This window comes from Gloeocapsopsis sp. IPPAS B-1203, from assembly GCF_002749975.1.
Lineage (GTDB): Bacteria > Cyanobacteriota > Cyanobacteriia > Cyanobacteriales > Chroococcidiopsidaceae > Gloeocapsopsis.
The window spans coordinates 1-16,524 of sequence record NZ_PEIG01000004.1 but is presented as its reverse complement, the minus strand read 5'-3'; the positions used below and the strand labels follow the sequence as shown (position 1 = coordinate 16,524).

General features: G+C 42.3%; 18 protein-coding genes and 1 pseudogene. 4 read left to right on the top strand and 15 right to left on the bottom strand.

Annotation, left to right across the window (positions count from 1 at the left end):
• Window positions 1–145: 145 nt before the first annotated feature.
• The 5 genes from CSQ79_RS08275 to CSQ79_RS08255 form a co-directional block, all read right to left on the bottom strand.
• Window positions 146–631: a DUF29 domain-containing protein gene (locus CSQ79_RS08275; protein ID WP_289500882.1), complete on the bottom strand. Its 486-nt coding sequence runs from the start codon at window positions 629–631 to the stop codon at window positions 146–148.
• Window positions 632–657: 26 nt separating this feature from the next.
• Entirely contained in the window at window positions 658–1,227 is a 570-nt protein-coding gene (locus tag CSQ79_RS08270; protein ID WP_099700725.1) for a Uma2 family endonuclease, read from the bottom strand.
• 45 nt (window positions 1,228–1,272) lie between these two features.
• A complete protein-coding gene (locus CSQ79_RS08265; protein ID WP_099700724.1) occupies window positions 1,273–2,271 on the bottom strand; it encodes a helix-turn-helix transcriptional regulator in 999 nt (332 codons plus the stop codon).
• A gap of 207 nt (window positions 2,272–2,478) precedes the next feature.
• Window positions 2,479–4,260, bottom strand: coding sequence for an ABC transporter ATP-binding protein (locus CSQ79_RS08260; RefSeq protein WP_099700723.1), 1,782 nt, complete (start codon window positions 4,258–4,260; stop codon window positions 2,479–2,481).
• Between the two features lie 250 nt (window positions 4,261–4,510).
• On the bottom strand, window positions 4,511–4,936 hold the full coding sequence (locus CSQ79_RS08255) for a hypothetical protein (protein WP_099700722.1): 426 nt from the start codon (window positions 4,934–4,936) through the stop codon (window positions 4,511–4,513).
• 128 nt (window positions 4,937–5,064) lie between these two features.
• On the opposite strand from CSQ79_RS08255, the gene CSQ79_RS08250 reads away from it, so the two are divergent.
• Window positions 5,065–6,120 (top strand): potassium channel family protein, encoded by a 1,056-nt coding sequence (locus CSQ79_RS08250; RefSeq protein WP_099700721.1) that lies wholly within the window; start codon window positions 5,065–5,067, stop codon window positions 6,118–6,120.
• Window positions 6,121–6,227: 107 nt separating this feature from the next.
• Here CSQ79_RS08250 and CSQ79_RS08245 read toward each other — a convergent pair whose 3' ends face one another.
• Window positions 6,228–7,088 carry an FAD-binding domain-containing protein gene (locus tag CSQ79_RS08245; RefSeq protein ID WP_099700720.1) on the bottom strand — a complete coding sequence of 287 codons (861 nt, stop codon included), beginning with the start codon at window positions 7,086–7,088 and terminating at the stop codon, window positions 6,228–6,230.
• A gap of 268 nt (window positions 7,089–7,356) precedes the next feature.
• Here CSQ79_RS08245 and CSQ79_RS08240 point away from each other — a divergent pair, with 268 nt between their 5' ends.
• Together CSQ79_RS08240 and CSQ79_RS08235 are read left to right on the top strand one after the other, a co-directional pair.
• The gene (locus CSQ79_RS08240) at window positions 7,357–7,983 is read left to right on the top strand and encodes a type I restriction endonuclease (RefSeq protein WP_099700719.1); all 627 of its coding nucleotides are present in this window, start codon (window positions 7,357–7,359) and stop codon (window positions 7,981–7,983) included.
• Between the two features lie 5 nt (window positions 7,984–7,988).
• Window positions 7,989–9,152 (top strand): cysteine desulfurase family protein, encoded by a 1,164-nt coding sequence (locus CSQ79_RS08235; protein WP_099700718.1) that lies wholly within the window; start codon window positions 7,989–7,991, stop codon window positions 9,150–9,152.
• A gap of 28 nt (window positions 9,153–9,180) precedes the next feature.
• Here the strand turns inward: CSQ79_RS08235 and CSQ79_RS08230 are convergent, their stop codons facing one another.
• Entirely contained in the window at window positions 9,181–10,194 is a 1,014-nt protein-coding gene (locus tag CSQ79_RS08230) for an NAD(P)/FAD-dependent oxidoreductase (protein ID WP_099700717.1), read from the bottom strand.
• A gap of 168 nt (window positions 10,195–10,362) precedes the next feature.
• Window positions 10,363–10,503 carry a hypothetical protein gene (locus CSQ79_RS27555; protein WP_289500877.1) on the bottom strand — a complete coding sequence of 47 codons (141 nt, stop codon included), beginning with the start codon at window positions 10,501–10,503 and terminating at the stop codon, window positions 10,363–10,365.
• A gap of 565 nt (window positions 10,504–11,068) precedes the next feature.
• Between CSQ79_RS27555 and CSQ79_RS08225 the strand changes: the two genes are divergently transcribed.
• A complete protein-coding gene (locus CSQ79_RS08225) occupies window positions 11,069–12,325 on the top strand; it encodes a hypothetical protein (protein WP_289500876.1) in 1,257 nt (418 codons plus the stop codon).
• Between the two features lie 123 nt (window positions 12,326–12,448).
• On the opposite strand, the gene CSQ79_RS08220 is transcribed toward CSQ79_RS08225, so the two are convergent.
• The 7 genes and pseudogenes from CSQ79_RS08220 to CSQ79_RS27545 all read right to left on the bottom strand — a co-directional run.
• Window positions 12,449–13,486: a ParB/RepB/Spo0J family partition protein gene (locus CSQ79_RS08220; RefSeq protein WP_099700715.1), complete on the bottom strand. Its 1,038-nt coding sequence runs from the start codon at window positions 13,484–13,486 to the stop codon at window positions 12,449–12,451.
• Between the two features lie 42 nt (window positions 13,487–13,528).
• Window positions 13,529–14,362, bottom strand: a complete 834-nt coding sequence (locus CSQ79_RS08215) for a ParA family protein (protein WP_099700714.1) — start codon at window positions 14,360–14,362, stop codon at window positions 13,529–13,531.
• 443 nt (window positions 14,363–14,805) lie between these two features.
• Window positions 14,806–15,030 carry a hypothetical protein gene (locus CSQ79_RS08210; protein WP_099700713.1) on the bottom strand — a complete coding sequence of 75 codons (225 nt, stop codon included), beginning with the start codon at window positions 15,028–15,030 and terminating at the stop codon, window positions 14,806–14,808.
• A gap of 94 nt (window positions 15,031–15,124) precedes the next feature.
• On the bottom strand, window positions 15,125–15,358 hold the full coding sequence (locus tag CSQ79_RS08205; RefSeq protein WP_143755439.1) for a hypothetical protein: 234 nt from the start codon (window positions 15,356–15,358) through the stop codon (window positions 15,125–15,127).
• Entirely contained in the window at window positions 15,322–15,780 is a 459-nt protein-coding gene (locus CSQ79_RS08200) for a hypothetical protein (protein ID WP_099700711.1), read from the bottom strand. The genes CSQ79_RS08205 and CSQ79_RS08200 overlap by 37 nt, the downstream gene beginning before the upstream one ends.
• Window positions 15,781–15,836: 56 nt before the next feature.
• Window positions 15,837–16,223, bottom strand: a pseudogene (locus tag CSQ79_RS27550) (transposase); the annotation flags it as partial.
• A 113-nt stretch (window positions 16,224–16,336) separates the two neighbouring features.
• A partial coding sequence (locus CSQ79_RS27545) for a DUF5615 family PIN-like protein (RefSeq protein WP_289500874.1) occupies window positions 16,337–16,524 on the bottom strand: 188 nt, incomplete at its 5' end.

Genomic DNA, 16,524 nt, shown 5'->3' with positions numbered 1-16,524 from the left:
CTTCGCTATCCCTTAGTTGATAATCTTTTGCAAAAAATCTTACAAGGTATCGGCGTACAATGAGCGATCGCAAATTGTTCCAACGGGACTTTTTTTTGTTCCAACCGGACTTTTTAAATCTTAGGCAACAAGTGGTAAAGCATGGTTAGCGATCCTCAACAGTATCATCGGACGGTAAAAACATCGGATCGAGTACTTGCTCCTGGGAATAGGGGCATTCCTGAGGAAACGTCCTTTTAGTTAATCCGGTTTCAGTGACTGCCTCAGTAACAGCATCTTGGTAACAATCGGCAAGCACCTGTGCAAGATAGGGTTTGAGGCTAGGTGAATCTTGTAGAATTAGTTTGAGTTGAGTACGTCCTTCGGCTATCGAGCTGCGCCAACTGTTGAGGTAGTAAAAGGCATTGGGTTGGTAGTTTAGTTTCAATAAATGCTTAATCACTCGGATAAGCTGACTGCGCAAAGCCCGTTTTTCAGATCGTCCCAACTCCTCCACCTCATCCATGAGATTTGTGACATCTAGTTCACTCAAGCGTCCTTCCTTTAGCAGCGCCGCCTGTTGTTCAACCCAGGTCACAAAATCTGTTTCATACTGAGTCATGCCTATTTGCGTTTCTAAAGGTGCACTCATAGCAATCTCTTCTTAGTGTTAGACTTTCATACAAAAAATCGCGCGATCGCACAACAAAAATTAGGTAACAATGGCGAAGTGATTTCATCGCCAACCAATAGCGTCATCACCAACGTCAACTGAGCATTATCTCGGCGATAAACTTCTACTTGCTTTAAACGCCAATCGGCAATCCAATATTCCTGAACTCCCTGAATCGAATAAAGTTTCAGTTTGGCTTCTCTATCTCGACGTTCATTTATTACTCCTGGCGACAGCACCTCCACAACTAATTCAGGTGCGCCTGTCAAATGACCTGCCTCATCAAGCAACACAGCAAGGCGATCGCTACTAATCCACACCACATCTGGAATCACACTATCTGTCTCCGTAAAAATAATTCCAGGTGTTGGCACTGCTTTACCTTGTTTAGTAGATTGTGACCATGTACGTAATTCTGCATGAATATTGCCTGCTGTATCCTGATGTCCCCAATGCGGTGCTCTCGTCACAAATAGTTCCCCATCGATGATTTCGTAGCGCTTCCACTCATCTGCTGCTAGCAGATCGACATCAGCGATCGTCCACCGCACTTGCCCAGTTGCCGTTTGACTCATCGTGCTACTCCTGATGCTGTTATCATCTAGCTTCAGTATATGCAGTTAGTGCTTCACTCCTCGTTGTAATGCTTTAGGATTTATACCAAATGTTTTCTTAAATGCTGCATTAAACGAACTCTGACTGGCGTAACCGACTAATCGCGCTGTTTCTTTAATATTCATCTGCCCTGCAATTAGCAACTGTTGTGCTTGCTGCATTCGGCGATCGTGCAAATAGCCAAAAACTGTTGTACCAAACATTTGACGAAAACCCTGCTTTAGCTTGCGGTCATTCAAACCAACTTGCCGCGCTAGTTCTAGTAATGAAGGAGGTTGCCTTAAGTTACAGGTTAAAAGATCCTTTGCTCGATAAAGGCAATCAATATCACTAGAAGAAAGGCTACATAATCTCAGTGTTTTGTCAAGTTCAGATGCTTGGGTTAACCACAAAATGAGTAATTCTAATGCTTTACTTTCTAAATAATACTGACGCGTCCATCCCTGATAAGGGCAATTTAAGATCTGTTGTAGCGCTATATGCATTTCAGGAGTGGTTGTTTCTAGGCGATAGAAAGGCGGTAATTCTTGTTCTTCAACGAGTAGTTTGAATTCTTTAGGCAAGGTAGTAACGGAATCATGACTCATTGTCCGTAGTGCTTCTGTTGTGATGCCTACTCGAATTTTAATAATGCGATCGCCCGCCGACCAATCTTCAGTCTCTCTACCTTCAGACACAAATTCTATGTGGTTTTTTCCAGGCACTTCAAAAACATAGTCTGTTAGCCCGTGATGAATCGTTCTTACCGTTCCAGAAACGACAAAGCTGATACAAAGACTGCTTGGGTAATCATAAGAAGATAGGTTATCTAAAGTTACATCTTCCCACAGTTGATAATCGCAAATAATCAAGTACAGTCCATTGCGTAGCGCAATATAGCGATCGCTTCCCTTCCCGATTTGCCCAGAAAATTTGCAGACTTGTTCAGAAAAATCGGATTGTGTGATCGTGGTGTCTTCTTGCCACAATTCACCCCAATCTGCATCTGAAAGTTTTAAGCTCATTGAGCAATCTCCAACACAATCAGAACACAGGAGAATAAATGCTAATATTTTGCATTAATTAATCATACGTCAGAAAAGAGCTTAGTGGTTGAAAGAGCAGCTATGTAAGAAGTGAAGCAGCGGGAGAGTAAAGGTTTATAGAGCGCTTATTTTGTATAAGTCCGCGCAGGTGGACTTAGTTTTTCAGCCGTGACTTTAGTCACCAGACTACACCAAAAAATCTGTTGTTCCTGCTTTTAATAATTGAGAGAAACGAGAATGAGGGTTATTGAGCAAGCTGTGGCGATCGCCGTACTCTAGTATGCGTCCTTGATCCAAAATTAAGATTTGATCGGCGCGTTGTACAGTCTGTAAGCGATGGGCAATAATAATTCCTGTACAGCGGTTGAGTAATTTGTCTACTGCTTGTTCAATTAAATCTTCGGTGAGCGGATCGAGACGAGAAGATGCTTCATCAAGAATGACTAAACCAGGATTTTTGAGAAAAACACGCGCAAAAGTTAAAAGTTGTGCTTGTCCAGCAGAAAGTCCACCAGCGTTAGAATCAAGCTGAGTGTCGAGGTGTTCAGGAAGCGATCGCAGCCAGGGTGCAAGTCCTAACAGTTCTAGTGTCTGCCAAATTTGGGCGTCGGGAATTGTGGAATCAAAAAAGGTCAGATTATCGCGCACACTTGCTTGAAATAGTTGCACATCTTGCGTGACTAAACCAACACGTTGTCGGAGTGTTGTTAATGGTGTTTGCGCGATCGCCACATCCCCTAAACGAATGCAACCCAATTGCGCGTCATAAAACCGGAGCAACAGTCGAGCTAATGTTGTTTTACCACTACCTGTACGCCCTAATATACCCAAAACTTGACCCGCAGGAAGGTAAAACGAGATGTCTTGAAGTGTCCACTCTTGAGGCGTGAGATAGGAGTTTGAGGCTGTTTGCTGTGCTAATTCGTAAGCAAACCAAACTTGTTCGCAAGATACTGACAGCGCACCTTGAGAAAGAGGGCGATCGCCTCCTGTACCTAAACGCGACTGTACTTGTAAGATTTCGCGGATGCGGTGAATACTTGCTTCGACTTGTTGCAGATCTTCGAGTTCTTCGCGGATGCGCTCGATAGGTTGGTTTAGTAAGTTAGTGTAGTGAAAAATCAGGTAAGCACTGCCGAGAGTAATTGCATTTTGATTCCAGAGATAGGCACTCACCCCAAGGGCGATCGCATTGCCAATCGTGAATAAACCAACTGATGTAGACCAGAGAATTGTACTTGTAAAACGAGCCTTTTGGTAAACTCGCAGCCAGCGTTGTAAAATTTGATGAAAACGCCGCATCACATAGCTAACCGCACCATTCGCGCGAATATCTTCTCTTCCGACTAAGTGTTCTCCGATAAAGCCAAAAAATTCTGCACTGACTTGTAAATAAGTTGTCCAAGGTGCTACTGCAAAAGAATGTAAACCCAATAATATCGTCAAGGCAAAGAGCGCAAATAGCGTTAAGCTGACTCCTGCTAACCAATTCTCGAAAAATAACGCTACTAGAATACCTAGTAGCAAGATAGCATTACCTAATGTATGAATTGCCAACTGCGAAAAGAAACGCGATAGAACATTAACATCACCATCTACTCTTTCCAATAACTCGCCAGATGTGCGTGATTTATAGAACGATAAATCTAATTGGATACAGTGTTCTACAATATCTGCTCTGAGTGCATTAGTCGCAGTCCACGCAACGTTTTCACCTAAATAGGTTGCGACAACCGACAATAACTGTGTTAGGAAAGCAGCACCAATAAAAAGTAATGCTGCACCAAATAAAACTTGCCCTGATCCACCAGCAATTGAAGTATCAATAAAATAGCCTAAAATTTGCGGGCTAAGTACTTGTAAACCAATGCTTGTAAGCAACGCAACAGCAAACAACGCAACACGACCTTGCTGCGGTTTCAAGTAGCTACTTAGTAGTTTAGTATACTGTTTAAGAGGAACATTCATAGTAGGTGAGAAGCCAATAATTACGAATAATTTTGGTGGTAAATGGTAATCGGTAATTGGTAATAATATAAGCAGATTTTTTTGGCATGATGACGTAATTTATCGGCTTATTATGGGTAAGTTTTAACTTAATAAAACTTTCAGTTTGGAGAATTTGTATTACACAATAATCTGTATAGAAAAAATCATCAATTTAAGATGACATAAGCTTTAATTAAATAATATAATTTCAACTATCACCCATTACCAATTACCATTTCTTACCAAATACATACTTCTGTGCTATTTTCCAGTAACGAGAGAAACGCTTGAGGTCAATATAGCCGTCATAATCTAAAAATGGTTCGATAGCTAGCACTTCTAATGACATCGAGTTTTCAATTTCATCACAAATCGTATCGAAGCGCGGGCTAGGACTTTCTGCGGTGACAACAAGGTTAGTATTGTGTTCTTGAGCAAAAGCAACCACTTCGGTGGCGACATCTCCGCGTCGGATTGTTACAGGTAATTCGAGTAAGCATTCGTAAATAAAAGTTAGGCGTTTGAGGCTTAATTGCCATTCTGCGATCAGTACATCGTCCCACACCCAAATTGCGGGAGCACCTGGGTAAGCTTTTAGTGCAGGATTGTATGGGCTGAGACAATCACCATGTACCCAAATAATCGGTTGATTCATTAAATTCTGGAAGAGTATTTGCAGTAGCTAGAAAATTATGCCATTAGCTGTTATTGATTAGATGGTGCTTGAAATCACATTTTTTTGCTCTGGTAGACGAGAATTACGCTACATTTACTTCAATTTGAATGAAAAGCTCGTTTAGAAATATTGTTCTGGGAGCGATTGCGTTTGTCTCTACCATCATAATTGCGGTGATGGGGTATGTTCTTGCGGGCTGGAGTTTACTAGATGCCGTTTATATGTCAGCTATCACCATTTTTGGTGTAGGTTATGGCGAAGTACGACCGATTACCTCACCTGCGCTGCGAGTATTTACAATTTTAGTCATTGTTGCAGGCTATACATCGGTGGTTTTTATCGTCGGTGGTGTTGTGCAGATGGTGACAGAAGGTGAAATCAATAAAGCGCTACATTCTAGACGCAGGGAACGCGAAATGGACAAGCTACAGCAGCACGTCATTATTTGTGGTTTTGGGCGCATTGGAGAAATTCTGGCACGACGCTTAGCACGAGTTAATCAACCGTTTATTGTGATTGATGGCAGTGGCGATCGCATTGCTAAAGCTGAAGCAAAAGGCTATTTAGTCAAACAAGGTAATGCAGCAGATGAAACAATATTACACGCTGCTGGAATTCAACGAGCGAAAGCTCTAGCGACCGTACTTCCTGATGATGCTGTTAATGTTTTTATCACACTAACCGCCCGCGAACTTAACCCCGATTTGCAAATTATTGCCCGTGGAGAATTACCTTCAACCGAAAAGAAACTCCGCCTAGCAGGTGCAGATCAAGTTGTTTTACCAGCGGCGATCGGTGCTGAGAGAATGGCACATATGATTACGCATCCTGCTGCAATGGACTTTTTACAGCAAGATGACGGACGCAACACTTTAAATGAACTTTTAGCAGAAATAGATGTACGAGTGGATGAGTTAGCAATTCCTGCTGATTCTCCCTTAGCAAATCAAACTGTAAGTGATATTGAGATTCGAGGTAAAGGAGCCTTTATTGTTGTTGCATTACGAAAAACTGACGGTACAATGGTCATTCACCCCAAACACGAGATGTTACTCGAAGTCGGCGATACAGTCATTGTCATGGGACATCGTGGGGACATCCCTCAATTTGCCAAAAATTACGTGTTAAAACGCGATATGAGATATCGAGGTTCCCAAAGATAGGAAGAGAGTAGGCGGGTAGTTGGGTAAGAGAGTAGGGGGGTAGTTGGGTAGTAGAGTAGTAGGGTAGGCGGGTAGTAAAGAACAATAATTAAATCTCTCCCACACTCCTAACCCCGCGCTTTTCGCCCCTTTCTTCCCCGTTGCCAACTTTGACTACCACGATTGTTGCTAAACTCTCCTTGAGGAAATAGTTTTTGTTCTAACTCCTCATAACTACCTTCAAAATCGCAGTTCCCATATAAAGGACATTCCCGACAATAAACTCCTGCAGTGTATCTTTCTAAATTCTCGCGGTTGAAATAATAGGGCTTATGGCTAAATGTACTCGCAACCCATTGCCATGACATATTATTACTTGCTGGATCGCCATCTAAAAGATGCTCTAAAAACCACTTTGCTCCTGTTTGCCAACGAACGCGCCGCCAATGGACAATATATGCTGCTAGCCACATTCGCATATGATTGTGTAAATAGCCAATTTTTCTTAAATCGCGGCTAAAGCTATCAATGCAGACTCGTTCACTTGTTCCATTAGCAATATCATCTGGTAATTCTTGTTGATATTCTTGAACTTTATAGCCAGTTTTATAAGGTTCTTGATCTTCCCAAATACCATTGCCTAATTTGACATACAATCGCTGCCAATAGTCACGCCAACCGAGTTCGTTAATGAGTTTAGTGGCTTCATCTTGATGTTGGATTTGCAAAACATAATCTCGAATTTCAGCTAAACTCAAAACTCCATAACGAATATATGGTGAAAGCTTTGTTACTGCACCTGTTAAGAAATTTCGTGACTTAGCGTATTGTGCTGCATCGATTTTTGCTAACGCTGCTTCTGCAGATGCTCGTCCTCCTACTATTTGAGAAATATGATTGTCGCGTTTTGCTGCATCCGGAAATTGTTCGCGTAAGTAGGCAGCTAATTCATCACGGCTACCAAATTCACGTCGTAGGTTTTTACTCATTGGTACTGCTCTTTTCTATATTTTAAATTATAATTTAGATTAAAGATTATATAATTATTTGAGAAGGCTATTTATGCTTGAAGTGTTTATAACCTATAATAATTATATCCTTAAAAGCCTAAGTTAGAAAAATAAGGAATACATTGGAATACATTGAGAAATAACATTATAATTATTTTTAAACGCTTAATTATTATGAATAATCTAAAATCTTTTTTTGTTTGTCTGTCATTTGTTTAAGAAAAATACCATAAAAATTAAAAAAACTATGGTTCAAGTCATTTCAGCACAAAACATCAGCCTTTATTACTTAAAAGAAAAGTTTAACTTGCATCTTGCTGTTGATGAGAACTTCTTTAACGAGTGGTTTGAAAATTTACCAAATATTTCTGATCCAGAGAGACAGCAACTAGATAGAGTAAAAACAAACTATTTCAGTTTAATTGAGCGTCATGCTGTTTCTGAAGAATTAGTAAAAATGGTAGTGTTATCACCATTACTTGATTTAGCAAGCTTTTATCGTCCTCCTTTTTATGTAGAGACTGAGGAGTCTATAGAAATTAGACAAGAAGATGAAGGAGAAGTCGTAAAAGGTAGGATTGATGTATTAGTCTTAAAGCATCAGTTTTGGCTACTTGTTATCGAATCAAAAAGTACTGTATTTTCTTTGTATACAGCAATACCGCAAGCTCTAGCTTATATGCTAAGCAACCCTTATCCAGAAAACCTAGTATTTGGATTAGTTACGAATGGTAGCGAATTTATATTTCTCAAGCTACTGAAACAAGATATTCCTCAATATGCATTGTCCGAGCAGTTTACACTGCTCAAGCGCGAAAATGAGTTATATAAAGTTCTCGGTATATTAAAAAATATAGGACAAGTATTAAGTTAGGGAATATGGCTAATCGCCCAATTTATTTAGATAACCATGCAACCACACCTGTAGATGAGCGCGTGTTAGCAGCAATGCTACCGTACTTTACCGAACACTTTGGTAATCCATCAAGTACAAGTCATCTTTATGGTTGGGAAGTAGAAGCGGCGGTTAAACAAGCACGCAATATATTAGCAGAGGCAATTGGTGCGACACCAGAAGAAATTATCTTTACAAGTGGGGCGACAGAAGCAAATAATTTAGCAATTAAAGGAGCTGCAGAAGCATACTTCCAAAAAGGACGGCATATTATTACTGTCCAAACTGAGCATAATGCAGTGCTTGACCCGTGTGAGTATTTGCGATCGCTTGGCTTTGAAGTTGCATTTTTACCTGTACAAGAAGATGGATTAATCGACTTAGTTGAGTTGGAAAAGGCTTTTCGCCCTGATACCGTTTTAGTTTCCGTGATGGCGGCTAATAATGAGATTGGCGTGTTGCAGCCTTTGGCAAACATTGGGCAAATGTGTCGCGATCGCAATGTTCTATTTCATACTGATGCCGCGCAAGCAATTGGTAAAATTCCGCTAGACGTGCAAGCGATGAAAATTGATTTATTATCAATGACTGCACACAAAGTTTATGGTCCTAAAGGTATTGGTGCATTATACGTGCGGCGGCGCAATCCTAGGGTACAAATTGCGCCACAGTTACATGGTGGAGGGCACGAACGCGGAATGCGATCGGGAACGCTGTATCCACCACAAATTGTCGGATTTGCGAAAGCGGTAGAAATTGCGTTAGCAGAACAAGAAACTGAAGCTAGACGCTTGGTTGCGTTAAGAGATAAGTTGTGGCAACACTTGAGTCAATCTGGAATTCATCTGAATGGACATCCTACGCAAAGATTACCAGGAAATTTGAATATTTCTGTAGAGGGTGTAGATGGTGCGGCGTTGTTACTCGGATTGCAGCCTGTGATGGCGGTTTCTTCTGGTGCAGCGTGTTCTTCGGCAAAAACAGCACCTTCTCACGTTCTGATGGCGTTGGGGCGTACTGAGAAACTCGCTTATGCGTCGGTTCGGTTTGGAATTGGGCGGTTTAATACAGATGAGGAGATTGATCGCGTGGGAGAATATGCGATCGCAACGATTGCTAGTCTGCGTCAGCAGGCGATGATTGTGTAACGAACCTTATTAGGCGTAACGCAGAGGATTAGAGCCACTGAGGAGGGGTTGGTAGAGTAGTGTAGAGTTGTTTGAGTTTTTGGATGTCGTGGTGGAACCAGGTGTGTAGCCAGTGATTGTAGGCTTGAGTTGCGGTTTGTTCGGGTTGGGTGTGATTGAGAATTTGGGCGATCGCGTGTCCTGCCATCATACCAGACATAATTGCTTTGAGTACGCCGTGGGAGGCGGCTGGATCGAGTACGGATGCTGCATCACCGACGAGGAAGTAACCATTACCTGCTAGATGTTCAACAATGCGCCAGGTGACATCGGCGGAGTTGGGCTGACAAAAGGGTTGCAGTTGGGTATATTGTGGGGGAATCCAGTGTTTATCGATGGGTTGGTTGAAGGATAATCGCGTCCATTGATACAGTTGGGGACGTACTTGGGCTGTCCATGTCCAACCTTGGTTATCTGCGGCGATCGCTGGTGTCTGTTGGGAACATTCTCCCATAGCGTAACCGTAGCGGGCAATCAGGCGTGGGGTGTAATGTGTAATCGATAATTTTAATTGACGCGCTAGCCAGTGGTGACTTCCGGTTGCATCCACAACAAAGGTTGAATGTAAAGCGCCTTGTGATGTTTCTACACCGACAACTCGATTATGATTCAATAGTATTGCTTTAGCGTGGCACGGTTGTAGCACTTTGACTCCTAACTTTTTAGCGTGGTTGAGTAAAGCAGCGTCAAAATCTGCCCGCCAGATCTGAAAGCCACGCCATACGCCTGCATCATCTTTCCCGTAGGGGATAAATTGCGATTGATTCCATTGCACGTATATTCCTGTGTGACGTAATAAGTCAGAAGTTAAAGTTTCAGCAACACCTAATTGTTGTAGTAAAGGTTCAATTCCTGGGTGCAGTGTTTCTCCAGGGCGATCGCGCGGAAATTGTTCGCGTTCAACAATTGTGACATCAAGTCCAGCTTGAGCACATTGTATCGCTGTCGCAGTGCCTGCGGGTCCTGCACCAAGAATGAGTACATCAATCAATTTGTTACACATACTTTCTAGAACAAGCGTGAATTCTTTAAGTTCTATAGATGTGACACAGAACTAGCCACTAGTTGTAATGACACATGAGGTTAGCATGCGAGTGGCAGCATGCAAAGCAGAGTTTTGTCGATAGACCTGCATTGAAGTCTGATTGCCAATCTCTTGATGCGGACGAGTCTAGTTATAATGATACTGCCACAGCTTGAGTTCGGCTTTGAGTGCTTGTGCAATTCGGTTTGCTCCTTCAGTCAGATGTTGCGCTCGATATGCCAACACTGCTTCTTTGTCAGCCTCTGTCACTACTTGTTTTGGTTGCAATGGTGCACTGCTTTTTCTTCGGGAATTGAGCACTCTATCCAGCGTCGAATTGTTCTGCTATGAACTCGAAATCGTTCCGCCATTGCTTTGATCTTCATTGCTTCTTCCTCGTGCAGTCATTTGACTTCACGTCTTTTGTTTACAGTTAGAGCCGCATTAGCATGGAGACGGATCTGCCTGTATATTTCCCGATTCAGTCTTCCTCCCCTTCTATACTAACCTTTTGTGCTAGTACATCGTAGCAATGTGACAAATAGCTTGGTCTAAGTGAACAAATTCAGACTATCTGGTTCTTCAGCCGCAAATAGGTCAATAAACCGTTGAAAACAGGCATAATCAAGATGCGAAAACTCATAAAACGATATATCGTTAATTCATTACAACCTAATAGGAAAGCCAGTTCCCGTCTTGTTTGTGCCTGATCTGTTACACTCGTGTATGAATCACTCGCTCGTGCGCTCTGACGGTGTATTCTCTAACATGAACTCTCTTAGATGGCATAGGTTAGAAGTATCACACTGCTGTCCATATTATGCTAGCGACACTCCACGCTCAAGAGCGAAAAATGCTTCAAAACCAACACTTCATTCATAGCCTCATTGAACTGCGCGATCGCTATCAAGGAATTGTGCAAGAATGCGCCAGTGCGATTTCGCATGCAACTGAACAACTTAATCGTATTCATGCTTTGTTAGTGGATCAGTTAGTCGAACAACAGCAACTGACGGAAAGTCTACTTCAACTCCGAGCGCACTACCAAACACAACACGCACAACAACACTCAAAAGCCCAAAGTGCTAAAGAGCAAATTGCGCATATTAACGCACTCTTAGCAGACCAGCTCATCTTACAGCACAACGAGCTTCAGATTATCCAATCAGCACCGGACACTCCTATTCGTGGAGAAACCTCCCGCACAGAGGTATCCTCAACTGTCGAGCCGAAGCATCTTGATATTTCAAGAGATAGCGAGGTTTCTTCGCCGACGTTAGTTGATGAAGTATTAACCCAATTGCTCCATGAAAGCGAACAGCAACCGTCACAGCAAGTACCGGAACACTCAGAACAATCTGTTGCTACAAATTTTCTCCAAAAAGAGGTGGTTAACTCGGCTTTCAATCGCCAGCAAGACGAACAACAGCACTCAGAATCTGACTCACCCATTCAATTCCCAGATCCAGAGCATTCTACTTTCTTGGAGCATCCCCAGCAATTGCCTTCTCCAAAGTTGCACAAAGCACAATCGCAATTTCTCAAAACACCACTTTTGCCACAGTATCAGCACTTGAGTAAATCTGAAGCTGTTGAACAGTTATTGCAGGAAAATGAAGGCAGTATTTTGCACTTAGATTACATTGTTCGTGCTGTACATGGAGAAGTTGAGCCACAAGACCTCAAAGCAGAAAGGTTGAGGATGAATGATACTCTGCGCAAGGGAGTAGAAAAAGGACTTTGGGAGAAAGTCCCAGATTCTCCTGGTTGCTATACGATTGACCTCAAACTGATTGCATCAAACTCGCCGGCTCAGGATACTAAATCTCGCCAACAAAAGCAAATAACCAAATCGAACGAGCAACTCTTAGCGCGCTATCAAAACATGAGTTTCACAGCAGCAGTGACAATGATAGTAGAAGAACAGCATAGCGAGGTTTTGACTCCTGAAAAAGTGGCACGAGCATTATATGGGGAAATTGAAGGTAAGGCTTTGACTAAAGCTAAAGCGCAAGTTGGCAAAATCCTCTGGAATGGTGCTAAACAAGGGCGCTGGAAAAGCGTACCTGGTCAGTTAGGTGCATATACACTGATATTGAAAGACAAATAATATAGTTTTCCATAAATTAGCTTCTGTAAGCCTATTATGTAAAGAGATGGTAAAGAGTACAAGTACAGAAAAGTCTTGCTCAACAACAAAGCGCTAGCAATTCCTTTGTCTTTTTCTAGTAGCCTAGTTGTCAGTTAATCGATTGTCCCAATCTAGCTCTTTACGCTTTTCCTGAAGCAATATTTCTAGTTCTTCAATTGTTTTCTTCAATTGCTGTCGTTGTTGCTTAGATAACTTGCTAACAGACTTCTGGTTAATGCTGTTAATCTGCTCCCGTATCTTTTCTATTCGGTCAGCAACTGTGCGTGGAGATTTTGTAGGACGAATTCGAGCTTTAAGCTCTGCTAGGGATAACCCCTGCTCAATTGTCTCGCTTAATAATTCTTGGCGGAGTATTTTATCCTCAATTCGTCCTAACTCAACAGCTTTTGTGTACTGTAACATTCCCATGTTGTAAGCTTCCAATATATCGCTAGGTAGATTGAGTAACGGTAATCGAGAAGTTACATATGTCATTACTCCTAACTCTGGTGCAACTTCTTGAAACACAGATTCAATCTTGTCTCGAATCTCTGGATCTAATGAAGATTTTCCTTCTGTTGCATTTTTAAACCTATATAGTAGCGATATTACTTTGTCTCGTGGTTGATCCAAGACCAAGGTCAACAAATATAAAATTTCTTCAGTATCATCTAACGCATTTAGATTTCTGCGTCTAGAGTTCTCCATGCGAGACAGCTTAACTGCCGTAATATCATCAGTTTCAACAATATCTACAGTAATCTCAGTTAACCCAACTTCAATTGCAGCATCTAACCGTGTTTCACCAGCAATGAGTCGTAATTGACCATTCGCTAAACGTTGTACCCATATAGCACCCCGAAAACCATACAGTTTAATACTTTGAATCAGTGCTTCAAATGCTTGAGGCTCTTTCTCACGCCGCGATTGGTAGGGACGATGCAGAATCTGAGCAATAGGGACAGTTGCTTGGCTAACTTTATGTTCTGACAAAATTGACTGAATTTCTTGACGTTCTGTTTCTATTTCTTTTTCTAATTGAGCAATTTGCTCTTTCGCATCTGCTAATTCCCGTTGTGTCTGCAGTGCTCGATTGCTACCTGATAAAAAAGTTGAAACATTGGGACGTGTTTTACTCATTGAACTCTTCCTGATTTTTAGAAGATCGATCTTCTATCTAGATTACGTTTGTGTCAACTCTTTAGTTAATACGTTGATGACTGGCTCAAAATCCTTGCACGCATTATGACTAGGGCGGTGAAGATAGAGGGGAGCTACTCCACGATTTGATGCATTCTCAAACTCAGCACTATATCGAATTCCAGGAAAGCAAGGGATACCTTGTGCGGCTAACACTTGTCCAATCTCGCTATAAAACACCTGCTGGTCAGCATTGCTCGCAACACGTACGGGAACACCACCTAACAATTTTGGTACTGGATCGAGATCAAGAGCTTCCGCCTCATCCCGAATCCACTGCAACAGCCAATCAACTCCAGATAACTTGACTGACATTGGTAGAGGAATCAAAATGTGAGTTGCTGTAGCTAAGGCACAGGAACTTAGTACATCTAAAGATGCTGGTGAATCTAGAATGATTACATCGTAAACAATAGGGTATTTTTTCAATGTTTTTCTCAACACAAACTCACGTCCAGTCCGAGTTGGTAAATCTACTCCTACCTGCATCATTACTGGACCACCTTGGCAAATTTGAAATTTCCCTTGTGGAGTTCCCCATATTGGTGTCTGGATTGGATAATCTCCTGCAAAGGTTCGATCAAATAAGGCTGCTGTTGTCAGGCTGGGATCAAGTTCTGGTTCTAATCCACAAAAGCGAGCCAATGAACCATTTGTGTCTAAGTCAACAAATAATGTGTTAAACCCCAACTGGGCAAGTCGATATCCTAAATGAACGCCCAGCGTTGTCTTACCAATTCCACCTGCATTTGCAACAATCCACAAGATAATTTGCCGAACTGCCTTTAAATCTTTACTTTTCTTGGCTTTGGGCATTTTAGGAAGATCGATCTTCTACTTTTCAGTAGTAATATTACAAGTATTTGATAAAAAGCAACAACGGCTAAGAGAACGTCTGGAAAGTATCAAATATAACTTGTACTTTAGATTAGACGTGTAAAGAGCAAAAGTACACTATATAAACCTAGGCAAGACAGAGTAAAGACCGCTTGAATCTTAAGTTGTCGCACTTCAACAAGGTAGTTACTCTCATAAATTCAATATTCAAAAAAAATCAATCTGATGCTTCCATGTACATAACTCGCTGCCGCTGATCGGCAACAGTTGCGTGCTGCGTGCAAAGAATAGCCGGTTGTAGAAGTGATAACAGCATCTATCCTGCCGTTCTGAAAATCGTCCATTACCTACTTTTTTTGAGCAGTGCCATGTTCTCTAGTGGCATAGGTAATAACCCCAGACGCGAGTTCTGCGGCTGATTCTTATTTAAGGACGTGAGTGCGTGCGGTAATTTCTCCAATTGAATGCCCTGCAGCTTCAATTTTTTGCTTAATATAATCAATCGGCGATATAGGTAGTTGGCTCCAATCAGCAGTGGCGATCGCGCTAAGCGCACTGTCGGAGGCGATCGCGGCTTCAGCCTGATTAAAGGCGGCAACTCCCGCTTCACCTAATTCTGCATCAGTTAAGCGATGCGAACGTGTCACCTGTTTTCCAGTTAATTTATCAAGATAGGGTTCAGTAATCTTGATTGTGCGCGACTTTTCGAGGTAGCGCGCGAATAACTCTCCAGCGTTAATATTAATTGCATCGCCAACTTCGATCCGCTTTCCGCTTCATTAAGGAGTCGGGGAATTGAGCATTATGTGCATCTGCCAACTCGTTATGCGTATCAATGAAGTTCTTGATGGTCGATTCCATTGTGTTGAACAGCATGATAATTGGCTTGCGCCCCTGTTCGATGTCAGCGATCGCTGCATTTGCCGTTTCTTCAGCTTTTAAACCCAAAGCAGTAACGGCGGTAAGGTTGTGCAAAACGCTCGTAAAAATTGTACTAGTTGCGTCGGCGTCTCCCAACGCCGGATTGTTTGATTGTGCAGCTTCTCCAGATAAAGCAAAGTCTGCACTAATTTGCTTAACGACATCTTCTTTGATCCGGTCAAAGTGCCATCTGGCGAGGTCAGTTTCACTCTCATTCCGTTATTTGCGATCAACGAGTTGAAGTTGTTGCCTGTATCTACACCATCCCCTGTCAGAATGTCTGTGTAGAGTACGGGATCTGCTGTAACAATAACTGGTGTCAGTCCTGGCTGCTGTGCATATCGTGCTAGACCACAAACAATTCGAGTTTTACCAATTCCTGTGTCATGCCCGATCAGAGTAGCTTTATTTTTAAACTCATGGTTAAAGATAGCTAAAGCTAGCGAATCAATTTGTTCAGCAGCATGAAGAAACAATGGAACAACTCAACTGACGCAGGTAAAATTCCAACTCTCAAATCAATTCCGCTCGATTAGAACCATAACTGCCATACCAATCGGTCTTTGAGCCATCGCCAGAACCGCTCAATGGAGTTGAGTTGCGGTGCATAAGGGAGTTGAAACAGCAGAATAATGTTGTCTGGAGCGTGAAGCTCAACGGCTGTATGTGCTCCAGAGCGATCCACCTGCATCAGATGCATCTGGTTTGGATACGCCTCACTCAGATACTGCAGGTAGCGCTCAGAGCAGAGCGAATCGAGGTGGGAGAACTCCCAGAAAAACGACTCTCCCGTTTTGGGTTCAACGGCTCTATAGAGCCAGAAGGTCTCAAACACCCACTGATGGATGCTTATAGGCTGTATGGCTCGGGCAGTGATGCGACGACGTTCAATTGTTTTGAGTCCAAAGCGACTTTCATCCTCACACCAGTAGCGCTACGGCATTGTGCTCGGGAAATGGCTCATCAGATCAAAGGAGTTTGCGAATGCGAATAGAACTTCGAGAGATGACTGTAAAAGCACAAGAAAGTTGTTCAGCATAGGTGGCGATCGCGCGTGAAATAATATTCTACTTTCACATCAAGTAAAGTCCCCGCTAACCTGACTAGAATCACGCCTGCTGTTATCCGTTGCAATCGGAAAACCAATTCACCAAAATCTTTATCTGAAGTAATGAGTAGACAACCTTCTTTGCTCGCGATATCAAGCACGTCATCATCAG